Annotated in this window: 24 protein-coding genes; 16 read left to right on the plus strand and 8 right to left on the minus strand. The window is 43.9% G+C overall.

The window, feature by feature from the left end:
* Positions 1-14: 14 nt before the first annotated feature.
* The 4 genes from VDIS_RS04330 to VDIS_RS04345 form a co-directional block, all read right to left on the minus strand.
* Entirely contained in the window at positions 15-551 is a 537-nt protein-coding gene (locus VDIS_RS04330) for a GTP--adenosylcobinamide-phosphate guanylyltransferase (protein ID WP_013335992.1), read from the minus strand.
* Positions 548-1,414: a molybdenum cofactor guanylyltransferase gene (gene mobA, locus VDIS_RS04335; protein WP_013335993.1), complete on the minus strand. Its 867-nt coding sequence runs from the start codon at positions 1,412-1,414 to the stop codon at positions 548-550. Before mobA ends, VDIS_RS04330 begins: the two co-directional genes overlap by 4 nt.
* A gap of 18 nt (positions 1,415-1,432) precedes the next feature.
* Positions 1,433-1,954, minus strand: coding sequence for a hypothetical protein (locus tag VDIS_RS04340; RefSeq protein ID WP_013335994.1), 522 nt, complete (start codon positions 1,952-1,954; stop codon positions 1,433-1,435).
* A gap of 168 nt (positions 1,955-2,122) precedes the next feature.
* The gene (locus VDIS_RS04345) at positions 2,123-3,184 is read right to left on the minus strand and encodes a histone deacetylase family protein (RefSeq protein WP_245522567.1); all 1,062 of its coding nucleotides are present in this window, start codon (positions 3,182-3,184) and stop codon (positions 2,123-2,125) included.
* Between the two features lie 40 nt (positions 3,185-3,224).
* Here VDIS_RS04345 and VDIS_RS04350 point away from each other — a divergent pair, with 40 nt between their 5' ends.
* The 5 genes from VDIS_RS04350 (at position 3,225) to VDIS_RS04370 (ending at position 7,618) form a co-directional block, all read left to right on the plus strand.
* Positions 3,225-3,485 carry a hypothetical protein gene (locus VDIS_RS04350; RefSeq protein WP_013335996.1) on the plus strand — a complete coding sequence of 87 codons (261 nt, stop codon included), beginning with the start codon at positions 3,225-3,227 and terminating at the stop codon, positions 3,483-3,485.
* A 42-nt stretch (positions 3,486-3,527) separates the two neighbouring features.
* A complete protein-coding gene (gene rqcH / locus VDIS_RS04355; RefSeq protein WP_013335997.1) occupies positions 3,528-5,534 on the plus strand; it encodes a ribosome rescue protein RqcH in 2,007 nt (668 codons plus the stop codon).
* Between the two features lie 6 nt (positions 5,535-5,540).
* Positions 5,541-6,086: a Mut7-C RNAse domain-containing protein gene (locus tag VDIS_RS04360; RefSeq protein ID WP_013335998.1), complete on the plus strand. Its 546-nt coding sequence runs from the start codon at positions 5,541-5,543 to the stop codon at positions 6,084-6,086.
* Positions 6,087-6,134: 48 nt separating this feature from the next.
* Positions 6,135-6,833 (plus strand): AMMECR1 domain-containing protein, encoded by a 699-nt coding sequence (locus tag VDIS_RS04365; protein WP_013335999.1) that lies wholly within the window; start codon positions 6,135-6,137, stop codon positions 6,831-6,833.
* Positions 6,834-6,898: 65 nt separating this feature from the next.
* Positions 6,899-7,618: a hypothetical protein gene (locus VDIS_RS04370; RefSeq protein ID WP_013336000.1), complete on the plus strand. Its 720-nt coding sequence runs from the start codon at positions 6,899-6,901 to the stop codon at positions 7,616-7,618.
* Positions 7,619-7,645: 27 nt separating this feature from the next.
* Here the strand turns inward: VDIS_RS04370 and VDIS_RS04375 are convergent, their stop codons facing one another.
* Entirely contained in the window at positions 7,646-7,924 is a 279-nt protein-coding gene (locus VDIS_RS04375) for a 50S ribosomal protein L35ae (protein ID WP_013336001.1), read from the minus strand.
* Between the two features lie 107 nt (positions 7,925-8,031).
* Here VDIS_RS04375 and VDIS_RS04380 point away from each other — a divergent pair, with 107 nt between their 5' ends.
* Both VDIS_RS04380 and VDIS_RS04385 read left to right on the plus strand, forming a co-directional pair.
* Positions 8,032-10,554 carry a V-type ATPase 116kDa subunit family protein gene (locus tag VDIS_RS04380; protein WP_013336002.1) on the plus strand — a complete coding sequence of 841 codons (2,523 nt, stop codon included), beginning with the start codon at positions 8,032-8,034 and terminating at the stop codon, positions 10,552-10,554.
* Between the two features lie 46 nt (positions 10,555-10,600).
* A complete protein-coding gene (locus VDIS_RS04385; RefSeq protein ID WP_013336003.1) occupies positions 10,601-11,074 on the plus strand; it encodes a CBS domain-containing protein in 474 nt (157 codons plus the stop codon).
* A gap of 2 nt (positions 11,075-11,076) precedes the next feature.
* On the opposite strand, the gene VDIS_RS04390 is transcribed toward VDIS_RS04385, so the two are convergent.
* Positions 11,077-12,006: a LysO family transporter gene (locus VDIS_RS04390; protein ID WP_013336004.1), complete on the minus strand. Its 930-nt coding sequence runs from the start codon at positions 12,004-12,006 to the stop codon at positions 11,077-11,079.
* 82 nt (positions 12,007-12,088) lie between these two features.
* Between VDIS_RS04390 and radA the strand changes: the two genes are divergently transcribed.
* The 7 genes from radA (at position 12,089) to VDIS_RS04425 (ending at position 17,672) form a co-directional block, all read left to right on the plus strand.
* Positions 12,089-13,045 carry a DNA repair and recombination protein RadA gene (gene radA, locus VDIS_RS04395; protein ID WP_013336005.1) on the plus strand — a complete coding sequence of 319 codons (957 nt, stop codon included), beginning with the start codon at positions 12,089-12,091 and terminating at the stop codon, positions 13,043-13,045.
* A gap of 47 nt (positions 13,046-13,092) precedes the next feature.
* Positions 13,093-14,271, plus strand: coding sequence for an OBG GTPase family GTP-binding protein (locus tag VDIS_RS04400; RefSeq protein ID WP_013336006.1), 1,179 nt, complete (start codon positions 13,093-13,095; stop codon positions 14,269-14,271).
* Between the two features lie 31 nt (positions 14,272-14,302).
* Positions 14,303-14,776: a hypothetical protein gene (locus VDIS_RS04405; RefSeq protein WP_013336007.1), complete on the plus strand. Its 474-nt coding sequence runs from the start codon at positions 14,303-14,305 to the stop codon at positions 14,774-14,776.
* Between the two features lie 26 nt (positions 14,777-14,802).
* A complete protein-coding gene (locus VDIS_RS04410; RefSeq protein WP_013336008.1) occupies positions 14,803-15,786 on the plus strand; it encodes a replication factor C small subunit in 984 nt (327 codons plus the stop codon).
* 67 nt (positions 15,787-15,853) lie between these two features.
* Positions 15,854-16,864 carry a transcription initiation factor IIB gene (locus VDIS_RS04415; protein ID WP_013336009.1) on the plus strand — a complete coding sequence of 337 codons (1,011 nt, stop codon included), beginning with the start codon at positions 15,854-15,856 and terminating at the stop codon, positions 16,862-16,864.
* Between the two features lie 51 nt (positions 16,865-16,915).
* Positions 16,916-17,311, plus strand: a complete 396-nt coding sequence (locus VDIS_RS04420) for an HIT family protein (protein WP_245522568.1) — start codon at positions 16,916-16,918, stop codon at positions 17,309-17,311.
* Positions 17,301-17,672, plus strand: a complete 372-nt coding sequence (locus tag VDIS_RS04425; protein WP_013336011.1) for a hypothetical protein — start codon at positions 17,301-17,303, stop codon at positions 17,670-17,672. Before VDIS_RS04420 ends, VDIS_RS04425 begins: the two co-directional genes overlap by 11 nt.
* On the opposite strand, the gene VDIS_RS04430 is transcribed toward VDIS_RS04425, so the two are convergent.
* Entirely contained in the window at positions 17,658-18,008 is a 351-nt protein-coding gene (locus VDIS_RS04430; protein WP_013336012.1) for a hypothetical protein, read from the minus strand. The genes VDIS_RS04425 and VDIS_RS04430 overlap by 15 nt on opposite strands.
* Positions 18,009-18,108: 100 nt before the next feature.
* Here VDIS_RS04430 and VDIS_RS04435 point away from each other — a divergent pair, with 100 nt between their 5' ends.
* On the plus strand, positions 18,109-18,582 hold the full coding sequence (locus tag VDIS_RS04435) for a ribosomal protein L13e (RefSeq protein ID WP_052885887.1): 474 nt from the start codon (positions 18,109-18,111) through the stop codon (positions 18,580-18,582).
* A 1-nt stretch (position 18,583) separates the two neighbouring features.
* On the opposite strand, the gene VDIS_RS04440 is transcribed toward VDIS_RS04435, so the two are convergent.
* Positions 18,584-19,279, minus strand: a complete 696-nt coding sequence (locus VDIS_RS04440) for an HAD family hydrolase (protein WP_013336014.1) — start codon at positions 19,277-19,279, stop codon at positions 18,584-18,586.
* Between the two features lie 85 nt (positions 19,280-19,364).
* Between VDIS_RS04440 and VDIS_RS04445 the strand changes: the two genes are divergently transcribed.
* Entirely contained in the window at positions 19,365-19,799 is a 435-nt protein-coding gene (locus VDIS_RS04445) for an RNA-binding domain-containing protein (protein ID WP_013336015.1), read from the plus strand.
* Positions 19,800-19,825 lie beyond the last annotated feature (26 nt).

Consider the following 19,825-nt stretch of genomic DNA (forward strand, 5'->3'; position numbering starts at 1 on the left):
TTTAAATAGCTTATTTATTCATGTTTACATAACCTGAGCGCTAGTTTTAGGTCTTCCTGCGTGTTTACGTTTAGTAGCTCTGTTGTCCAGGGAGTTACTAGGGATGTCCAGGGTATGATCCCGTGCATAAGCTCCAACCTCTTCACTAGGCTTATTCCCGTGAATCCCACTTCGCCATCTTTCTCGTACATCAACGTTATCATTGGTGATGTTACGTAGGCCGCCATTGTGAGGAATTTTCTAATTAATTCCCTGGTTATGAGGGGTGTGTCCCCTGGTACGAACATGGTTGGTGCACCAACCGTTAATAAGGACTCGAGTAAGTCCTTGGAATAACTCGTACCACTGGTTATTAGGACTTCATGGCCGTGTTGCCTAGCCCAGTTAATCACCTCGGTATGCCTAACCGTGGTTGCGACGTATGTTTTACCAAATGCGCTAACTACCGACGCTACGTGTTCAATCATTGGCCTGCCACAGACGTTGACTAGTGGCTTGTTTGGGTTCGAGAGCCTACTCCCCATGCCACCAGCCATTATTACTATGTTCATGCCTTATCAACACCGAGGGAAGCCAATATGCGTCTACCAAGTTGCTTAACGTTCTCATTAACAGAATCAAGTAGTACATGGGCAGCTAGGAAGTGTAGACCAGCCTCAGTGTATAGCCTGAACTCAGGCCATGGATCACCAGTTATTAAGGTGTACCATAGTGAGCCCATGATTCTATCAAGTCTCTTACTCAGCACATCATTAATTGAGTACTCCCTAACTATTGATACGTCACCCTTTATTACCTGCTCATGAACATCAACATTTACGTTAATTAGATCGTCACGCGTATTTACATTCATGAGACTCTTTAATTCAACCCCATGAACCAGTGGATTTAGAAATAGTGCCTTTGGTAATCCCCTAATTAGGTCGAAGATCTTTGACCTACCGTAATTAGCGAGGAGGTTCATGAATTGAAGGGTTACAGTCCTTCTAACGGCCATTAAGGCATTCTCCAAATGCCCGTTTGGGTATATGTAGGTTGTCACATCGAAGTTCCTCAACTCATCTATTAACGGCTTAAGGGTATTGGGCGTTATGTAGGGCATGTCGTTAGGGACTATGATTACGTACTCCTCATCACACCCATTAAGTGCGGAATAAATGCCCGCAAGTGGTCCCTTAAATCTCTCATCATCAATTACGTAATTGGCATTTAGTATTATGGATTTATAGCTCATAGCCCTATCCGGATTATTCACGGCTATGACTACCTTATCCGCTACCTGAGACACGGCATTATAGACAAGCTTTATCATGGGTTCATTACCAACCCTATACAGCGCCTTATCAGTCCATGGTTCGCCACGTACCTGAAACCTCCGTGATAATCCACCACTCAGTATAACGCCGCAAGCCATCCTAAGCCATCACTAACCCTACTCAGGCGGCCTTATAAGTCTCGCCAGTCTCTCCCTCCTCCACCTCGCGTACTCCATTAGGCTAATGACTATTAGTACTATTACTATTATGATTACCACGGCAATGGCTACCAAGGTGCTTATCGGCACGAAGCCTATGCCCGGCACGTAGTAACCACTCACCGGTACCATCAGAGTCACCGATACTGTTTCCCCACTCTCATTTGCTGTGAGGACTACGGTCTTGCTTGAGTATACGCCGAAGGAGTAGGCATAGGCCTTGCAGGTTATTGAGCCTGTACTTGGTATTGGTATTACCACACTAATGAGGCCCAGACTACTTACGTTATACCCGGCGCACGATAAACCAACAATTGCGTACTTAGTTAGTGGCATGCCATTTGCTGAGAGTGCCGTTATACTCACGTTAACGGCAGGTATGTATATTGGTAATTGAATCTGCTGAGCACATGAAGTTAAGGCAATACCAAGTAATATTAATAGCGCCGTAATAATCACGGCTAAGTGTTCAAGCTTCATCACATTACATTATTTCCCCTAGAAAATTAAATCACTAACTCACAGGAATTAATTAAAGAACTTCATCAGCGCTATTAACCTAAATCACTGCTCATCAAGCCCAGCCTCATCATACAATCACGCATTAACCCATGCAATTATAAGTATTTAGGTCGTTAATTACAACCATCAAGCCAAATGCCAGTAATTCCTCTGAACATTAATAACATCCCTAATGACTGAGTCCACGCGCGCCATAACCCTCGGGTCCGTTTGGGTCACCCCCTCATCAATCTTCACATCCCTATTACTCATGATCTCAATTAAGAGCCTCGAACCTTTACTCAAAACATCACCATTATAACCACCCTCAAGCACAAAAACAACGCCCTTAACCCTACCAATCATATCCCTCAACCTCCTAAATACATAGGCATACGCATTTAGAGACAGCCTTAGGTTGGCTATATTATCAAGCATGTGTGCATCAAACCCAAGGGAAACCAGGATTAATTGAGGCCTAAATTCCTCAATTATTGGCCAAACAACTTTATCCAAGGCCTTCATGTAGGCGTCGTCAGCCGTGAACGGTGGTAATGGAACATTAACATTAAATCCCTCACCCTCTCCCTCGCCAACATCATCAATAAACCCAGTGCCTGGGTAGATGGTTAATGGGTCCTGGTGAAGACTTACGTATAAGACCCTGGGATCCTCATAAAATATTTCCTGCGTACCATTCCCATGATGAGCATCAACGTCGAGTATTGCCACCTTACTAATGCCGTGCTTTAGGGCATAGACTGCGCCAATAGCCACATTATTAAATACGCAAAAGCCCTGTGTGGGCGCCATTAATGCTCTACCACCACGACCAACATGGTGACCGGGCGGTCTAACTACGGCATATGCCGCATTCCATTCCCCACCCAGCACCTTGTCAATACCCCTCAAGACAGCGCCAACCGCGAGTCTCGCCGCCTTACAGGTGCCTGGGCTTACGTACGTATCTGCGTCTATGAATACGTAACCCATGCCGCATGCTTTATCAATCTGCCTTACATAATCGGGGTCATGAACCTTAAGTATCCACTCATCAACATAATTAACGGGCCTTTCAATGATTGCGATATCACTTATTGCTTTAATAATTGACGTGACCCTACCTGGATTCTCAACATGATTTCTTGGCGGCCTATGCTCTAAATATGCGTTATCATAAATAACGCCGATCATATAACTAAAACTCACTATAGTGCCTTATTAATTTACTTGAGAATTCATAATTGATATGTTCGGCAGGAAAAAGAAGGTTGACCTCGAGGAGCTTCTCCAGGAACTAACAAGTGATGATGGTAATGTGAGAAGTAGGGTAAAGAGACGCGTTGTCGATGACGACGTGGAAGATCACGAGCAACAACCTGGTGTTAAATTTAAGGTTGAGTTTGAGGGTGTTGAGGAGTTGATAAAGGAGATAAGGTCATTGAGGGAGTCAATTAATGAGCTAATTGGGTTATTGAAGGAGCAGGAGTCAACGATTACGAAGAAGTAAATCGTTTTTAAAGGGCCTATTGCCCTTAAAAATTAAGGCTTAATGCCAGGTCAAAAGAGGTCATTGAATGTCCTGGACCTATTGGCAATCCTAACGGAGCTTAGTGACTTGAGGAATTCAATCATTGATAAGGTCTATACAATGGGTAATTCACTGCTTCTCAGGTTTAGGAAGGGTTCTGAGAAGTACTTCGTAATAGCCAACTCCCATAGATTTGGCTTGACGAGTTACGTCCTTGAACATGGGGCTGAGGGGGTTACTTCACTTAGGAGGTTTATTGAGGGATCTAGGTTAAGGAGTCTTGAGTTATTGAACTTCGATAGGGTTGTTAAGTTATCACTCGATGATGGTTATTTAGTGATTGAGCTTCTTGAGCCCTGGAATGTGGTCTACGTGGGTAATGATGATAAGATTAAGTGGGTTTTAAGGGCGTATAGGGGTAAGGACAGGGTTGTGAATATTAGCCTGGAGTATAGGCCACCACCTCAAAATTTCGTTAAGCCCATCGATAATCGTGAAAGTGTGATTAAGGCGTTACAGAGTTACGATACAATAGGTAGGGCAATCGCCAGAGGCTTGGGCCTAGGCGGTGAGATAGCTAATGAAGTGTGTGCTGAGGCACTGATTAATTGCGATTCTCCAGTTAATTCAGTTAATGCCGATGATGTATTATCGGTGATTATATCAATGATTAATAAAATCAGTAACGGTGATTTAGAACCAACGATTTACTATAGTAATGGTGTGCCAATAACCGTAACGCCAATTAGGTATCGGTCAATTAGGTATGATAATATTAAGCAGTTTAAGAGGTTTAACGAGGCGGTCGATGAGTACTTCCATGAAATCGAGGTTAGGGAGGAATCCGAGAAGAAGCTAGCCAGTATCTCTGGGGAAATTGCGAGGCTTGAGAGGAGTATTGATGAGTTAATGATGAGTATTGAGGGTTTTAGGAAGGGTTCTGAGGAATTGAGGGTTAAGGCGGAGACCGTGCTCAATTGGAAGTACGTAATTGAGGAATTGCTCAACGTACTTAGGAATTATTGGTCCTCCTATAAGGATGAGTTTCAGGAGTTGGTTCACGGCATGGAGTACCAGGGAATTAAAGTTAAGGGGTTCGAGCCGAGGAGTAAGACTGTGATTCTCGAGATTGGCGGCGTCACCGTATCGATACCCTTAAACGCGGATGTTGGCGATATAATTAATGACCTCTTCAATAGGGCTAAGGAACTTGAACGTAAAGCAAAGACTGCCGAGGAAAGCCTCAGTCAACTTAGGGCGCGTATTGAGGAGCTCAGGGCCGAGAGTGAGAAGATCGCGGAGAGCATTAGGGAGGGCTCTATCCGTGTGATTTATGGTGCCAGGGAGTGGTTTGAGAGGTTTAGATGGTTTATAACTAGCGGCGGTAAATTGGTGATAGCGGGCAGGGATGCCACGCAGAATGAGGTCATTGTTAGGCACTACCTGAGGCCCTGGGACATATTCGTGCATGCTGACATACCTGGCGGCGCCGCGGTGGTTATTCGACTTGCTAGTTCTGGCGATAACGTAAGTGATGATGATATTAAGGAAGCCGCCCAATACGCAGTCTCATACTCAAGGGCTTGGGTCATGGGTTTATCGGTACTCGACGCGTTCTACGTAAGGGGTGAGCAGGTAACTAAGAAGGCGCCGTCTGGTGAGTACTTGGGTAAGGGTAGTTTCATGATTTATGGAACCAGGGGCTGGGTTAGGAATGCGGAGCTTGGTCTAGGTATAGGCGTGAGAGTTGATAGCTTTGGTGAAGCATCAATTATTCGCCTAATCACGGCACCACCAAGCGTAATAAGCTCGTTAGTCAATTATTACGTCATAGTGAGACCAGGGACTAAGGATAGGGTTAGTGTGAGCAGGGAGGTTTATGACTTATTTAAAAATAAAATACCTAGGTTCACCAAGGTGGTTAACCTGAGTCACATCGTTGATGCGGTGCCTGGCCCATCAGTGGTTGAAGGCCCTTATGAGGGAAGTCCAGTTTCATGGGATAGATTAAGGAGCCTAGTGAAGTGATCAGCCTTGGAGGTTGCTAGACTTAATGCGTGCGTTGATCTGCCCGTAAGTGATGATGAGGTTGTGGTTGACTCAATGCTTGGTTGGTTGGTTAGGTGGTTGAGGATGTTGGGTGTTAAGGCTATGTATAACCCTAATTTCCGCGATTCTGACCTGTTAGGCGTTGATCATTTGTTGGTGACTAAGGATAAGGAGTTATTTAGGAGGAGGGTTAAGCTAAGCCTATTGTTGGTTACGCCAAGGCACACTGAGTGGTTATCAATACTCTCGCTAATTCTTGGGTTTCCATTATATCTCAATGTGGAGAGGAGTTTATGCCCTGTTTGTGGTTCAAGGCTAATTAGGGTTAGTAGGGATTTAGTGGCTGATAAGGTGCCAAGGAGTGTATTACTTAGGCATAGTGAGTTCTGGCTATGTACTGGTTGTGGTAAGGTTTATTGGGTTGGTAGTCATCATATGCGCATTAGTAAGGAATTGGAGGTTGCCAGGAATGTCCAAGGCATGTTGAGTGTTCAGTGCATTGATAATAATTTACTAGTAATTCGCGAGTGATAAAGAGGGGCATTGCATATAAATCATTAATTATAACGCTATATTTGCATGGAATTGTTCAGGCCGCTTAATGAGCAGGAATACACGAGTCTCATTAGGTACTTAAGGGCTAAGATCCTTGAGAGGCTTGGTATTAAGGCTGATTATGAAATTGACCCAACACACCTAGTTAGGATAGCGGAACTTAAGTTTGGGGTGTTCGTATCGATAGAGAAGCTCATGTACTCAGACGGCATGATTAAGAGGGTTCTTAGGGGTAGCATGGGTACGATAAGGCCAATAAAGAACCTACTCGAGGATTCAGTGACCGCAACAATGCACGCAGCATTTTATGACCCGAGGTTCTCACCAATATCAATAGCTGAGTTTAAAAACTGTGTCCTTGAGGTTACGGTCATATCCCCATTAATTGACGTTGACATGGATTGGGTTAGGAAAGAGATGGTGCTTGGTTATCATGGACTGTACATGGTTGACTCAGGCAAGGCTACAATATTACTCCCGCAAAAAGTCGTTGAGATGGCTGAGAATTACTATCAAAAAACGAATAAGCAGCTTGGCGTCGATGAACTTATTAGGGAGCTCTGCGACTCATTGAAGATTTGTAATCCCACGAGTATTAAGGCCTTCAGGACTCAAATAATATATGAATTGCGCCCTGATGGTAACGTCATCGAACGTAAACTTTACCTTAATAGGTTACTGAATAATAAAGTAAAGCAACAGGCTATAGTTAGTGGGCGGTAAAATCATTAACGCCATTTTAAACACTAAAGATTTATTAAATCGGTCTATATTAAGAATTGAGGTATATGCCGGTCATGATTAAGTTTTACATGGTTGTCGGTAGGGATGAGGCTTATGAAAACGCCATTAGAAGCGTTGTTACGGAGGTTAGGGAGAAATTCAAGGGCAGTGAGAGGAATGTTAATGCAACTTTCATAAGGATAAAGCCTGAAGCCGTTGATGCAGCCCTCAATGTATTAAACATGCCCGAAAGCCAGGTACCGCAGAACCTAATATACTTAGTTAAATCGATGAAGCAGGATGGCGTTACATCATTACCTGCACTAATAATTAATGGTAGGAAGATCTATGAAGGTCAATTACCACCGCCGGACGTGGTTAGACAAACCGTAATGGATGAGATAATTACTGCATTATCACCACCGCAGGCACCACCACAGCCGGTGATGCCGATTCCGCCATCGCCTCCTCCACCACAGCCACCGCCAAGTGCCCCTCCACCAACGCAGCCATCACCACCCCCGCCTCCGCCTCCTCCACCACCTCCGCCATCTACGGAGATAAAGCAGCAAGCCGAGACCGTAAAGCCTGAAGTTACTGTTGAGAAGCCGCAAGTGCCGTCAATACCCACAACTCAGGCATCATTACCAAGTGGTGTTAAGATAGTACTGGGTAGACCAAATGATTGTAGAGAATGCATTTATTACGGTGCAAACACGGGTATATGCCTATTATTTGGGTATAAGATAGTTGACCCAACGAAGCCTCCATGCAAGTCCCAATAACTACTTATTAATATTAGATCACTACACTCATAATATTAAATCCACAGTGTCGCCAAGGGCCTGCCCAGGTAATCCCCGCCTAAACCTAACGAGTAATTGACCATGCTTACCCCACACCTTAAGCACACTACCTATTATCTCAGCCCCTGTCTTTGACCTCCATATGACCTTGGCATTAATGAACTTAGCGGCATCAATCGCGGTTTCAATACCGGGCACTATGATTATCGCATCCCTCGAATAACCAATGGAGCCCCTCCTTATTGAGTATATCCTGGCCTTAATAGTCCTTATCTGCGTCGACACGTTACATACCACAACCCGGCATTTTTAAATGCTACTTTCGTAAATAACCGTAACCAGGCCTTTGGAGGAATAATGCTTAAATTCTACAATTAGCCTTTGCCTATCGAATGCCAATAGCGAGGCTTATTGAGTATAAAATCGCATTACCATCAGAGCACGCCTTTGACCTATTGATGAATATAGGTAATGCCGGCTACTTCATGCCAATAACCAGGCCGGGGGTAATACCGGCGCCTAGGGTGCCGGGTAAGTACTCCGAGAAGATTAGGAGGGTTGAGGACATATCCAGGGAATTAAGTAGGATATTAAATCAGTACTCAATACCGCCACCGGCGACACCCCATGAAGTTAAGATTAGCCTATTCAATGAACTCCTTGAGTACATAATCGAGGATGGCGAGGACCTACTCACGAGAGTTAGACAGTACCTTGATTCAATTGAGGGTGTTAGGAATGAGTACGTGAGATTGAGAGGAATTGTTGATGTTATGTCATCCGTTGGTGAAATCATTATGGAAAGACTGAGGCATTTCCTGGTCGATATCGTTCCAATAAGTGAGGAGGACTTTAACGAGTTTAGGAATACGGTTGTTAATTACGGTGCTGAGACACTGCCTGTGAAGGTCCAGGATAGGTTCTACGCACTGGTGATATACCCTGAATGGTCTAAGCAGAGCCTGCTGAGTGCGTATAGGCTATTCAATACGAATCCTCTCGAGATACCCAATAATGTTGACTTGGACTCCATGAAGAGTAAGTTAGCGGAGTTAGAGGGTAGGTTGGGAAAGCTTGAGCAGGAGTTTCGTGATTTCCTGACCAAGGTTAGTGATAGGGCCTATGCAATTATTGATCTTTCGGATACAATAACTAACATAGTTAGGCAGTACATGGATTCCGCAATTCCTGAGGGTAGGGACATAGGTGATAGGTTAACGCAGTTGGTTAATTCGGTGAATGATACTAGGAATAGAATTAGGGAGCTGGAGATAGTACATGAGGTTCTGGGGTATACGAAGAAGGCAGGTATTTCGTTCGAGGGACTTAGTAGGCTGAGAATTAGGGTATTCGCGGTCAGAGGCGGTGTGAATGAGGACTATATTAAGGGGCTCATGTACATCAAGCGTGATGTTGAGGGTACGGACTTATCAATACTCACACTCATAGAGCCTCCGGAGAGCTTGGACGTTAAGTCATTGGGTAAGGAGGTTTACGAGATAAGTAGGGATTACCTAGCTGACATTAAGTCAGCATTTGATTTAACTGGTAGGGAATTAACGGATCTAAGGTCGAGGCTCAAGGACCTGGAAAAGGAGTATGAGGAATTTGTGAAGGAGTTTAACGAGGTCTCTACCTATGGCGTTGATGGTATTAATAAGGTCAGTGGTGATGTCGTGACAATAGCAGGTTATGTGAAGGAGAGCCTTTCGAGTAAATTTGATGACCTACTGGCGTCATTACTCAGTAAGTTAGCCATTGATGCCAAGGTTAGGAAAGAGAGCAAGGTCGTCTACGTCAGGGAGATAGAGCCGGAGAAGGCACCGACACTTGAGGAATACCCAAAACTCATTGATGCCTTTAAGAAAATAACGTACATGTATGGAGTACCGAAGTACACGGAGATAAGCCCAATAATATTAACATTCATATTATTCCCGGCCTTCTACGGCTGGATGTACCCAGACTTAGGCCACGGCGTGGTACTATCCCTATTCGGCTACACCCTGTATAAGTCCCGTTATAAGGGACCTAACGCCTTCCTACGTTCGATATTCGGCGGTAAATACTCGACATGGGGATTGGTATTCTTGATGGCGGGTATTTGGTCAATAATCTTTACATTTGTGGAGAGTGGTACGGTATTTGGAATAGAGGTATTACCGGCGCTCTTCAGACTCGTTCATGTTGGTGGTACGGCATTGGAGGTGCTTTCCAACTCAATCTATGCAATGCTCACGGTATCAATAATGGTTGGTATAATATCATTACTACTAGCGTTTGCATTTAAGGCAATTAATGCCTACAGGGGCGGCGAGAGAGACTTAGCCCTTGGATTCTATGTACCATTATTCTTCTTCTTCCTATTCCTTGTGCTCGCCTTGATGGGTCCTGGATTTGTGCCGGTCATAAGGATTGGTGAGGAAACCCCATTGTTACAGCCGTTGTATCCCTTATTCAATACGATAGAGGGCTTAATGTGGTATTGGGTATATGCCGTATTTGCTACGTTAGCAATACTAATGTATTCACTGTTCTACTTCAGGGCTAAGTATAGGGGTGTTCCTGGATTTAGTGCAGCACAGTTGGCTGTTGAGGTCAGTGCTGAGGCGGCAATACCAAGCCTCACGAATACCATATCATTCATGAGACTGAGCATTGTGGCGATAATGCATGCCGTGTTCACGGCAATGACCTACGCCTGGGCTGTCTCGCTAGGGTTATTCACACCAGCCGGCCTTGCCGTATTGATAATATTCAATTTAATAATAATACTTGGTGAGGGCTTCGTGGCTTTCGTGCAAAGCTTAAGGCTTCACTTCTATGAGATGTATACGAAGTTCTTCAGTGGCGCCGGCGTGTTATTCACGCCATTCACCCTTGGCTTAAGATGGGTTAGGCTCCTTATAGTATAAGCAATATAAAAAGCATATATAGAACCTTAAAGTGATTATTAATTGCATGGCAATACCACGCGTTAGGGAGGTCATGAGGGAGGTTCTCATAACCGTGAAAGATGATAAGCCACTAACGGAGGTTATTAAGATAATGAATGAGAAGAACATTGGATCGATAATAGTGACTGATGAGGAGGGTAGGGCCATAGGCGTGTTTACTGAGCGGGATTTATTGAGATTGGTTGCGAGTAACGTAAGCCTTAATGCGTTAACAGTCGGTGATGTAATGACGAGAAATGTCATAGTTATTGAGGAGGATGCTAGCCTAATAAAGGCCGTCCATATAATGGCTAAGCATGGCATTAGACACCTACCAATTGTTGATGAGGATGGTAAGGTCATCGGTATAGTATCGATTAGAGACGCCGCAATAGCACTGGCAAGGCTACTCGTTGATATGGACATAGGTAAGCTGGGCGCGACGGAGGAGGAGGTGAGTATGATCAGGGATCTCATAAACATTGATGAGGGAATCTAGCGTTATCTAAGTGTGATCACATATGGCAGTAATTCAGGGAGCACCATCGTTATTACAAAGCCGTTTATAAACGCTATGAAACCACCGGTCTCGCCCATGTAAAGCCTATAGATTGGTAACGTATCGTCCATAGACGTCGCACCACCAATGGATATTAGGGATGCGTCCCTAAAGCCTGTGATCACGATTAGGGGAACCAATAGGTATGTTAGTTGCTCCCTAAGGAAATTAGCCAAGAAGGCCAGGGTACCCATGGCTGGTCCAAACCTAATACTGAGGAGAGGCCCAGCCAGTGAGTACCAACCCATCCCCATTGATATGCCGAGGGATGCCGCCAATGGTATTCCGATCAAGTAATGCAGTATTAAGCCACTAACGGAACTACCCAGTAATGATGTTACTGCAATTATTATGCCTAAGTATCCCTGGGTGAGTAATTGCGTATTTATTGATGAGCCGATGTCCAGTCCTATCACCAATACTAATACGAATAATTCAAATGTTATTAAATAATCAAGGACGTTGGCTACCGACTTAAACCTGCCATAATAGCCAAGTAACCAACCAACCGTCAAGATAATTAATAGTATTAGCGGTAATTTAGTATTGGTATTGGAGCCGTTATCCAGGTTAACCTCCCTTACTTGTCTCATATTAATAATGAAGCCTATGGGTATTGTAAATACTAGGCTCATTATTATGGAGAGTATGGCATAAAGTACTGAATAAAGTATTATGTAAAGTACGTAATTGCTAGCCACGATATTACCTGCCCAGAAGGCCATTGTGAATATTAATGCCATGACCACATACTGCAGGTAATTACCAATACCGAGTTTCCTAACCCTACCCCTAAATGCGTATCCAATGGCCATGGTTATTGGAAATACCACTAGGAATAAGTCACCAATTACATTGGCAATGTTTAGCACAGGGCTTCTCTAAAGGTCCTGCTTTTAATTCTTAACAAATACCTATTTATTGTTGGGTAGCGAATTGATAATCTGAGGAGAAATGCCTCAGGAAGGCATTGACTTGGAGGATTTGGAGGGCATTGGGCCAAAGACCGCTCAATTACTTAAATCGAAGGGAATACTCAGTGTTAGGCATTTGGCGCTTTTCAACCCTGAAGAGCTCATTGAGCTAACTGACATGACACCCGATAGGGTTGAGAAAATACTGAGGTCCGCGAGGGATATTGTATTTGGTAGTAATAGGGTTTCAAGGGCGACGGATTTAGCTAAGAACTTTGAGGGCATTATTAGATTGAGGACCAATGTTAGGGCTATTGACGATCTACTACAGGGTGGCTTGGAGCCTAAGGCGATTTATGAATTCGCTGGTGAATTCGGCACTGGTAAGACTCAACTCTGTCATCAACTTTCGGTAACTGTTCAGTTAAGTCAGGATAAGGGTGGCGTTGGTGGCGCAGCCGTTTACCTAGACACTGAGGAGGCCTTCTCGCCAAATAGAATAGTTAATATCGCCCAAAGATTTGACCTGGACCCCAACGAGGCTTTAGATAATATATACGTTATTAAGGTAATTAATGCGGCAGACCTTGAGGATAGGATTAAGTTTGACGTTGTTAAACTCGTGGAGCAGGCAAATGCTAAGCTCATCGTTGTTGACTCGATAATAGCCCTCTACAGGGCTGAGTTTAAGGGTAGGGAAAGATTAGCCGAGAGACAGCAAAGGCTTAATTACATACTTGATTGGTTGATGAGGATTGCAAAGGTATATAACGTCTATGTTGTCCTCACGAACCAAGTCCTTGACGTGCCAATGGGTTACATTGAGGTTAAGAGGCCGGCTGGCGGTAATGTGCTGGCCCACGCTGTTACGCATAGACTATTCCTCAAGAAGTCTAAGGAGGATATCAAGGTCATGGAGGTCCTGGACTCTCCGAGGCTTCCCTTCAAGGCTAGTGCCATGTTTAGGATCACGGATAAGGGAGTTGAGGATGTCTAGTTTCGGTCATAAATTATTTAATCCGTAATTAATATCTAATTCTAGCAATGCCTGCCAACCTGCCGCCCGAGGCTAAGGCTAAGTGGTTGAAGGTAATGGAGGCTAAGACGCCGGAGGAGAAGTTGAAGGCACTTGAGGAATTCCTGAGCGCAGTACCTAAGCATAAGGGTACGGAGAATCTAATTCACTGGGCCAGGAGAAGGATGGCCCAACTCAGGAGGGAGATTGAGGAGAGGAGGATTAAGGAGAGGTCGTTGAGATCAGGCGGTGGTGCTAATATATACGTTGAAAAGGAGGGTGATGCCCAGGTAGTGGTAATAGGACCACCATCATCAGGCAAATCAAGTCTTTTAAAGTGCCTGACCAACGTGAAGGTTGAGCCTGATGATATACCATACTCATCCATTGAGCCAATACCAGGCATGTTCATTTACGACAATGTCTACTTCCAACTTGTGAAGCTGCCCTCAATCAATATTTATGACGCGGACTCGGACGTTAACTCCATGGCATTATCAATGATTAGGAATGCGGATAGTGCTATAGTGGTCCTTGATGCAAGTGGTGATGTTGAGGCTCAGTACAACGCCTTAAAGGGTATCCTGAGGGAGAATGGGATATACATAGTTAAGCCCAGAGGTTTCGTGACGATAGAGAAAAGACCGACAGGTGGAATCCAAGTCATTGGTAAGTTGGTTAATGGTACGGTGGAGGACGTTAAGAAGTTACTGGTGAGTTACGGCATAAATAATGCCCTGGTTATGGTTAATGGTGAGGCCACGCTGGATGATGTTGAGGAATCAATATTTAAGGATGTAACATATAAGCCGGCTCTTGTCGTAATAAATAAGATTGACCTGGCGGATAATGATTATGTAAGGAATATCGTTGCTAAACTAAGTAATGAGGTGTTGGTATTAACTGCATCGCTTAAGAATTGTATGATTGATTCTAAGGCACTTGGTGAGTCGTTATTAAGAATAATGGACTTAATAAGGGTCTATACAAAGGAGCCGGATGTTGATACGTACTCGCCAAAGCCCTTCGTACTCAGGAGAGGTTCGACGGTGGGTGACTTAGCTAAGAGGATTCATAGTAGGTTTTATGATGGATTTAAGTACGCCAGGGTTTGGAGGATTGATAAATTCCCAATGGGTGTTAAGAGGGTCGGTATTAATTACGTCCTTAATGACGGTGATGTTGTGGAGATTCACTCATCTCTATAGCCTTATTAACTGGTATCGCATTCATTAAATAATGAGCTCGCAGTGTGGTGAATGCATTAAATTGCTTAGGGAGGTCCTTGAACGTCTTGAGGCGATTGAGGGAGAGCTCGACTTGATTAAGGAGGAATTGAGAGAACTACGCACTCAGGGAATTACACAACCTCAGCAGCAATTACGGTCCCAGCAATTGGGTGGTGGACTACTTAAAGCTATAAGCAATAACCTGTTTCTTGATACGAGGGATGTAATGGCTAAGAGGCTCCTTAAGAGATTGATAGATGAGGGAAAGGTGGTGCTGCTTAGGGATGAGACGGCGAATAGGGAAGTGGTCACAACTAAAGAAATTATTAGGAAGTTACTTAGTAAATTACCGATATCGATTAATGAAATTGACAAACTCAGTGATAGGGAGTACGAATTACTAACGATACTAAATAGGTTGGGATACGTATTACTTAAAGATAATAAATACGTAATCTCAGAGGCTGCAAAAGAATTTATTTAAAGGATGGGAAAGAAATAGAGTAGTACATGTCGTCTGAGGAGGTACTGTGGGTTGAGAAGTATCGTCCTTCGAGGATTGATGACATTATTGACCAGGACCACGTTAAGGCTAGAGTAAAGGAAATGCTGGCTAACGGTAATATACCACACCTACTCTTCTTCGGTCCTCCTGGTACTGGTAAGACTACGATGGCTCTTGCCATTGCCCGTGAGCTTTATGGTGATGCCTGGCGTGAGAATGTTCTCGAGTTGAATGCAAGTGACGAGAGGGGTATTGCAATGATTAGGGAGAAGGTCAAGGAATTTGCAAAGACCATGCCTACCGTGAAGGCGCCCTTTAGATTAATAATTCTTGATGAGGCTGATAACATGACACCGGACGCCCAGCAAGCCCTTAGAAGAATAATGGAGATGTACACGACTTCCGTCAGGTTCATCCTTCTTGCAAATTACCCGTCAGGAATAATTGAGCCGATACAATCAAGGTGCTCCCTATTCAGGTTTTCTCCTCTTCCTAAGGATGCTGTTCTTGGTAGGCTTAGGGAGATTGCCTCGAAGGAGGGCGTTAAGGTTACTGACGACGCACTCGAGGCCATATGGGACGTAAGCCAGGGAGACATGAGAAAAGCAATAAACACACTACAGGCAGCGGCTTCGTTGGGCGGTGTGGTTGATGAGGAGGTAGTCTATAAGGCATTGGGTAAGGTTAGTCCAACTAAGGTTAGGACGATAGTTACTGAGGCTGTGGTTGGCGATTTTGGTAAGGCCGTGAGGGAGGTTATGTCGTTGATAAGGGATGAGGGTGCTGATCCACTTGATATTATTAAGATCATCCATAGGGAGGTTGTTTCAGCAGCGTCACAGTTAAAGGTTCCTGAGGAGTTGAAGCCTAAGGCTGTTTATATTGTCAGCGAACATCATTATAGGTTACTTAGAGGATCCAGTGGTGAGTTGCAGGTTTATGGTCTGTTAGCTAGAATTAGGAGGTTACTTCGTGAGGGCTATAAATAATTTTTTACGGAGAGAAAGGTTTATAAATAATTAAACAATACGCGAAAAGCTTTAATAGGGGATATTTATGTCTAACCCCGAACAGGAAAGGAAGGATCAGCAAGGTAGTTCTAATTTATTAAGTAAGTTGAGGGTATCAGGTAAGATAATAGAATTTAAATCTGAAGGTGAGGAGAAACTCGTATGCCCGTACTGTGGTTCGACAACGTTCATATTTGATTATGAGAATGGTCAAGTGATCTGTGCCAAGTGTGGTTCGGTTGTTCTTGAGCATGTTATTGACTTAAGGCCTGAGTGGAGGGCTTTCACGGCTGAGGAGAAGGAGGCTAGGGCGAGGGCTGGTGGTCCACTTAATAGGTTAACCAGTGAGGCCTTAACCACAACAATTGATTGGGCAACTAAGGATGCAAGTGGTAAGGAGCTTGATATTAAGAGGAAGCTTGAGATCCTGAAGTATAGGAAGTGGCAGCAGAGGGTTAGGGTTCAGACGAGTTATGAGCGTAATATTATACAGGCAATGAATGAGCTTAGCAGGATATCATCGCAGCTGGGCATACCGAAGGCATGCGTTGATGAGGCTATGGGTATTTACGAGCAGGTATTAACCAAGGGACTGGTTAGGGGTAGAAGTGTTGAGGCAATTGTCGCCGCATGCCTACACATGGCTTGTAGGAAGATTGGAATGCCCAGGAGCCTTGATGAGATTAGTCAATACACAAGGGCAAGTAGGAAGGAGGTTGCCAGATGCTTCAGGCTCATTGCCAGGGAGTTGGGTGTTAGGTTGCCGTTAAGTGATCCAAAGCTTTATGTTCCTAGGATTGTTGAGCAGTTGAAGCTTAGTGGCGAAATACTTAAGGAGGCGCTGAACATTCTCGAGCAGGCAAAGAGGAAGGGCTTAACGGCAGGTAAGGACCCAGCCGGACTTGCCGCAGCCGCCGTGTATATAGCGTCTCTCCTTAAGGGCGAGGTTAGGACTCAGAAGGAGGTTGCCATGGCGGCCCAGGTTACTGAGGTTACGGTTAGGAATAGGTATAAGGAGTTGGCTAGGGAGTTGAACATTAAAATACCGATAAAATGAAATTAAAAACCTTAAAAATCAATAGTTCTTCCTTATCATCCTGGGATCTAAGTGAATTGTGAGATTTGTGAATTGATGAATAATGAGGAATTGATAATAATTAAAAACGAAAAAATAGTAGTTCTTCACAACCCACACCCATTTAATAATGGGCACTTAATAATAGCACCAATTAAACACCAAGCAATTAATGAAATAAGCACATCAACACTCGTTGAACTTATGGATATGGCTAAGAAGTTCATTAACATTTTAGAGAGGGTTTATAATCCGCATGGCTTTAACGTGGGCATATCGCTGGCACCTCATGTGAGTATTCAAGTAGTTCCTAGGTGGAACGGCGATGTTAGCTTCATGACCCTATTCTATAATATTAAGGTTGTTCCAGAAACCGTCAAGGATTCCGTGAATAGGATAAGGAGTATGGTGAGGGAGTATGGCCTTTGAGATAATTGATTTAATAATATCAATAATAATTTTGATTATTGGATTTTCCGTGTTCACGGCATTAGTTAATGACTATAGGATTGTGGTAACGACATCAAGGATACTTAGGAAGAAGATTAAGGTTTCGGCCTTTCGAGAATTAATGCTACCGATATATCCATCACTAATTCATATCAGGATAGTTAATGTTAAACCATTGATGGATAATGTCGATGTTGAAATTCATGGAAATATGATTAAGGTCATTAATAAGGGCAACGTTATTAATAATTCCGAAATTAAAATACTGATTGAGGCCGTAATTGTTGGTCGCCTCGGCGATTACCCGGTTAGGGGCACCATTACATTATCTCCTTATTAATTCGATTACTGTGATTGTCACGAGCACGTCAAGGATGATATTTATGAAGCATGCCGTGTATAATCCAATGGTAGATACTGACGGAGTTATTACGGCTAAGATCAGCAACGCTGCATCAGCGCTTGCTATTGCTAGTACGAGTATTAATGTTACCCACATATTCATAATGAATGAGTAACTTGCCACAGCAAGTAATGAGTAAACTATTGCGGTCATTAATATGGCTATTAGGAACTTATTCAATGGATTAAGCATTCCCAGATAGGCAAAGTCAAGTACTATTAGTATGAACTCCACGTACCGTATCAATGCCATGTACGTGAATAACCTATACATCGTCCTAGACCTAAAGCCTATGCATTAATTAAGCATTCTCCCAGTTAATGCCATGAGTGGCATTAATACTTATAAAGGGGGTATTGATTACGTGCATGGGATGTCACAGTCAACGCAACCACCGGTATTACCACCGCCGGACCCACTCGTTAAGCGACCTAGGTTAATCAGTAGTGGTGGTGTTTTGGGCAATGAATGGAGGGTTGGTAGGGGCTACTCAGTTGGTGAGGTTAGGGCTGTTGGCTTGACGGTTGATGAGGCTAGGATATTGGGTATTAAGGTCGATACTAATAGGGATACTGTCTGGGATATTAATGTACAGAGACTTAAGGATTGGTTAAATAAGATCATCAAGGGCGAGGCATTACCACCTGAGCCTGCGCTGCCTAAGGTAATTAAGATTAAGCGTAAGAGGGGTAGGGTATTTAGGGCGTTGACTCCTGCTGGCCGTAAGATGAGGGGCTTAGTTAGTGTTGGATTGAGGGAGACTCATGCACATAAGTGGAAGAAGAAGGCTAGGGAGAGGGCTGAGAAGAGGAGGCACGAGGCCATTAGGGCGAAGGGTGGTCATTAAGTTAGGTAAGCTTGCTTATTATTTCAGGTAATTGTGTTAATGAGTCTATCTCATAGAATGGCTTAACTGGTAACTGCACATTCGTTCTTCTCACAAACACCACCTTCAGGTCGAGGAACTTGGCGCCGATTACATCCTCAATTAGCCCACTAACAATTAAGGCATCACTTGGCGAGACACCGGCCCTATTTAGGGCTGCCTGGAATATCTTAATGGCGGGCTTACCAACCTTCGTCAGGTCCGAACTAACAACGCCCTTGAAGTACCTTAACAAATTATTCTTTAGTAGTATTTTCTTTGCAACATCATTGTCCAGGTTTGTGAGTATGTACATGGGTATATTCATCTGTGATAATGTATCTATGGCATTAACGACATCGGGGTATAACTCGGATGTTTCAACAACGAGCGATGATATTGCATTACCGAAGTAATCAAGTTCAGCCGGGCTTAGACTCAGTGAGTACTTCTTTAATAGTGATATCATTGTCTCCCTCGCCAACTGCCTCAATGACCTATAGACACCCTTACTTATTAACATGTTATACCTATCCTCCCACTCCTTCTTGAATTGGTTCGTGAGCTCATCAAGTGAAACCTTTATGTTCAGTTCATCCTTAATTAACTTGGCACTCTCAACCTCAAAATGCGTCAACCTAACCAATGTGTTGAGTACCTCGAAAAACAGCGTCTTCATACGAAGACCCAAACTTTAGTTGAATATTTAAAGATTAATGTGCACGGCACCAAATCCTTAAAACGCCGTATTATTAAGGCATTACGTGAAGGCTGAGGTTTGGGTTGAGGTAAGGCCCACGGAGGATGAGGAGAAGGTTAGGAGGGCATTAAGCAATGTGTTTATTTATGATGAGATAAGGATTGAGGAGAGTGAGGGTAAGAGGTACATCGTTGCCCTGGGTAATGGCTTCAAATCATTAATTAAGGTGCATAACCTAATTAAGGAGCAGGGAATTGAGGATAGCGCACGCTCGGTCCTAATGAGGGGCATTGATGGTAATAGGGTGGTGTTTCACCTACATAAGCAGGCCGCGTATGCCGGCGTCCTCACATTCGTAACTGAGGAGAATGAGAGCCCGCTGGGCCCTATAACGTTCATAGTCGAGACTAACGACCCCAAGAGGCTCATTGATTGGTTAGCACCAAAAACTGCAAGGGGTAGGAGGCTTTATGAGGTTCAGCCCCCTGATGATCCGTGAAGATAAATTCTAAAAAGTGGTGGGTA

The sequence above is a fragment of the Vulcanisaeta distributa DSM 14429 genome, assembly GCF_000148385.1.
GTDB classification, from domain to species: Archaea; Thermoproteota; Thermoprotei; order Thermoproteales; family Thermocladiaceae; genus Vulcanisaeta; species Vulcanisaeta distributa.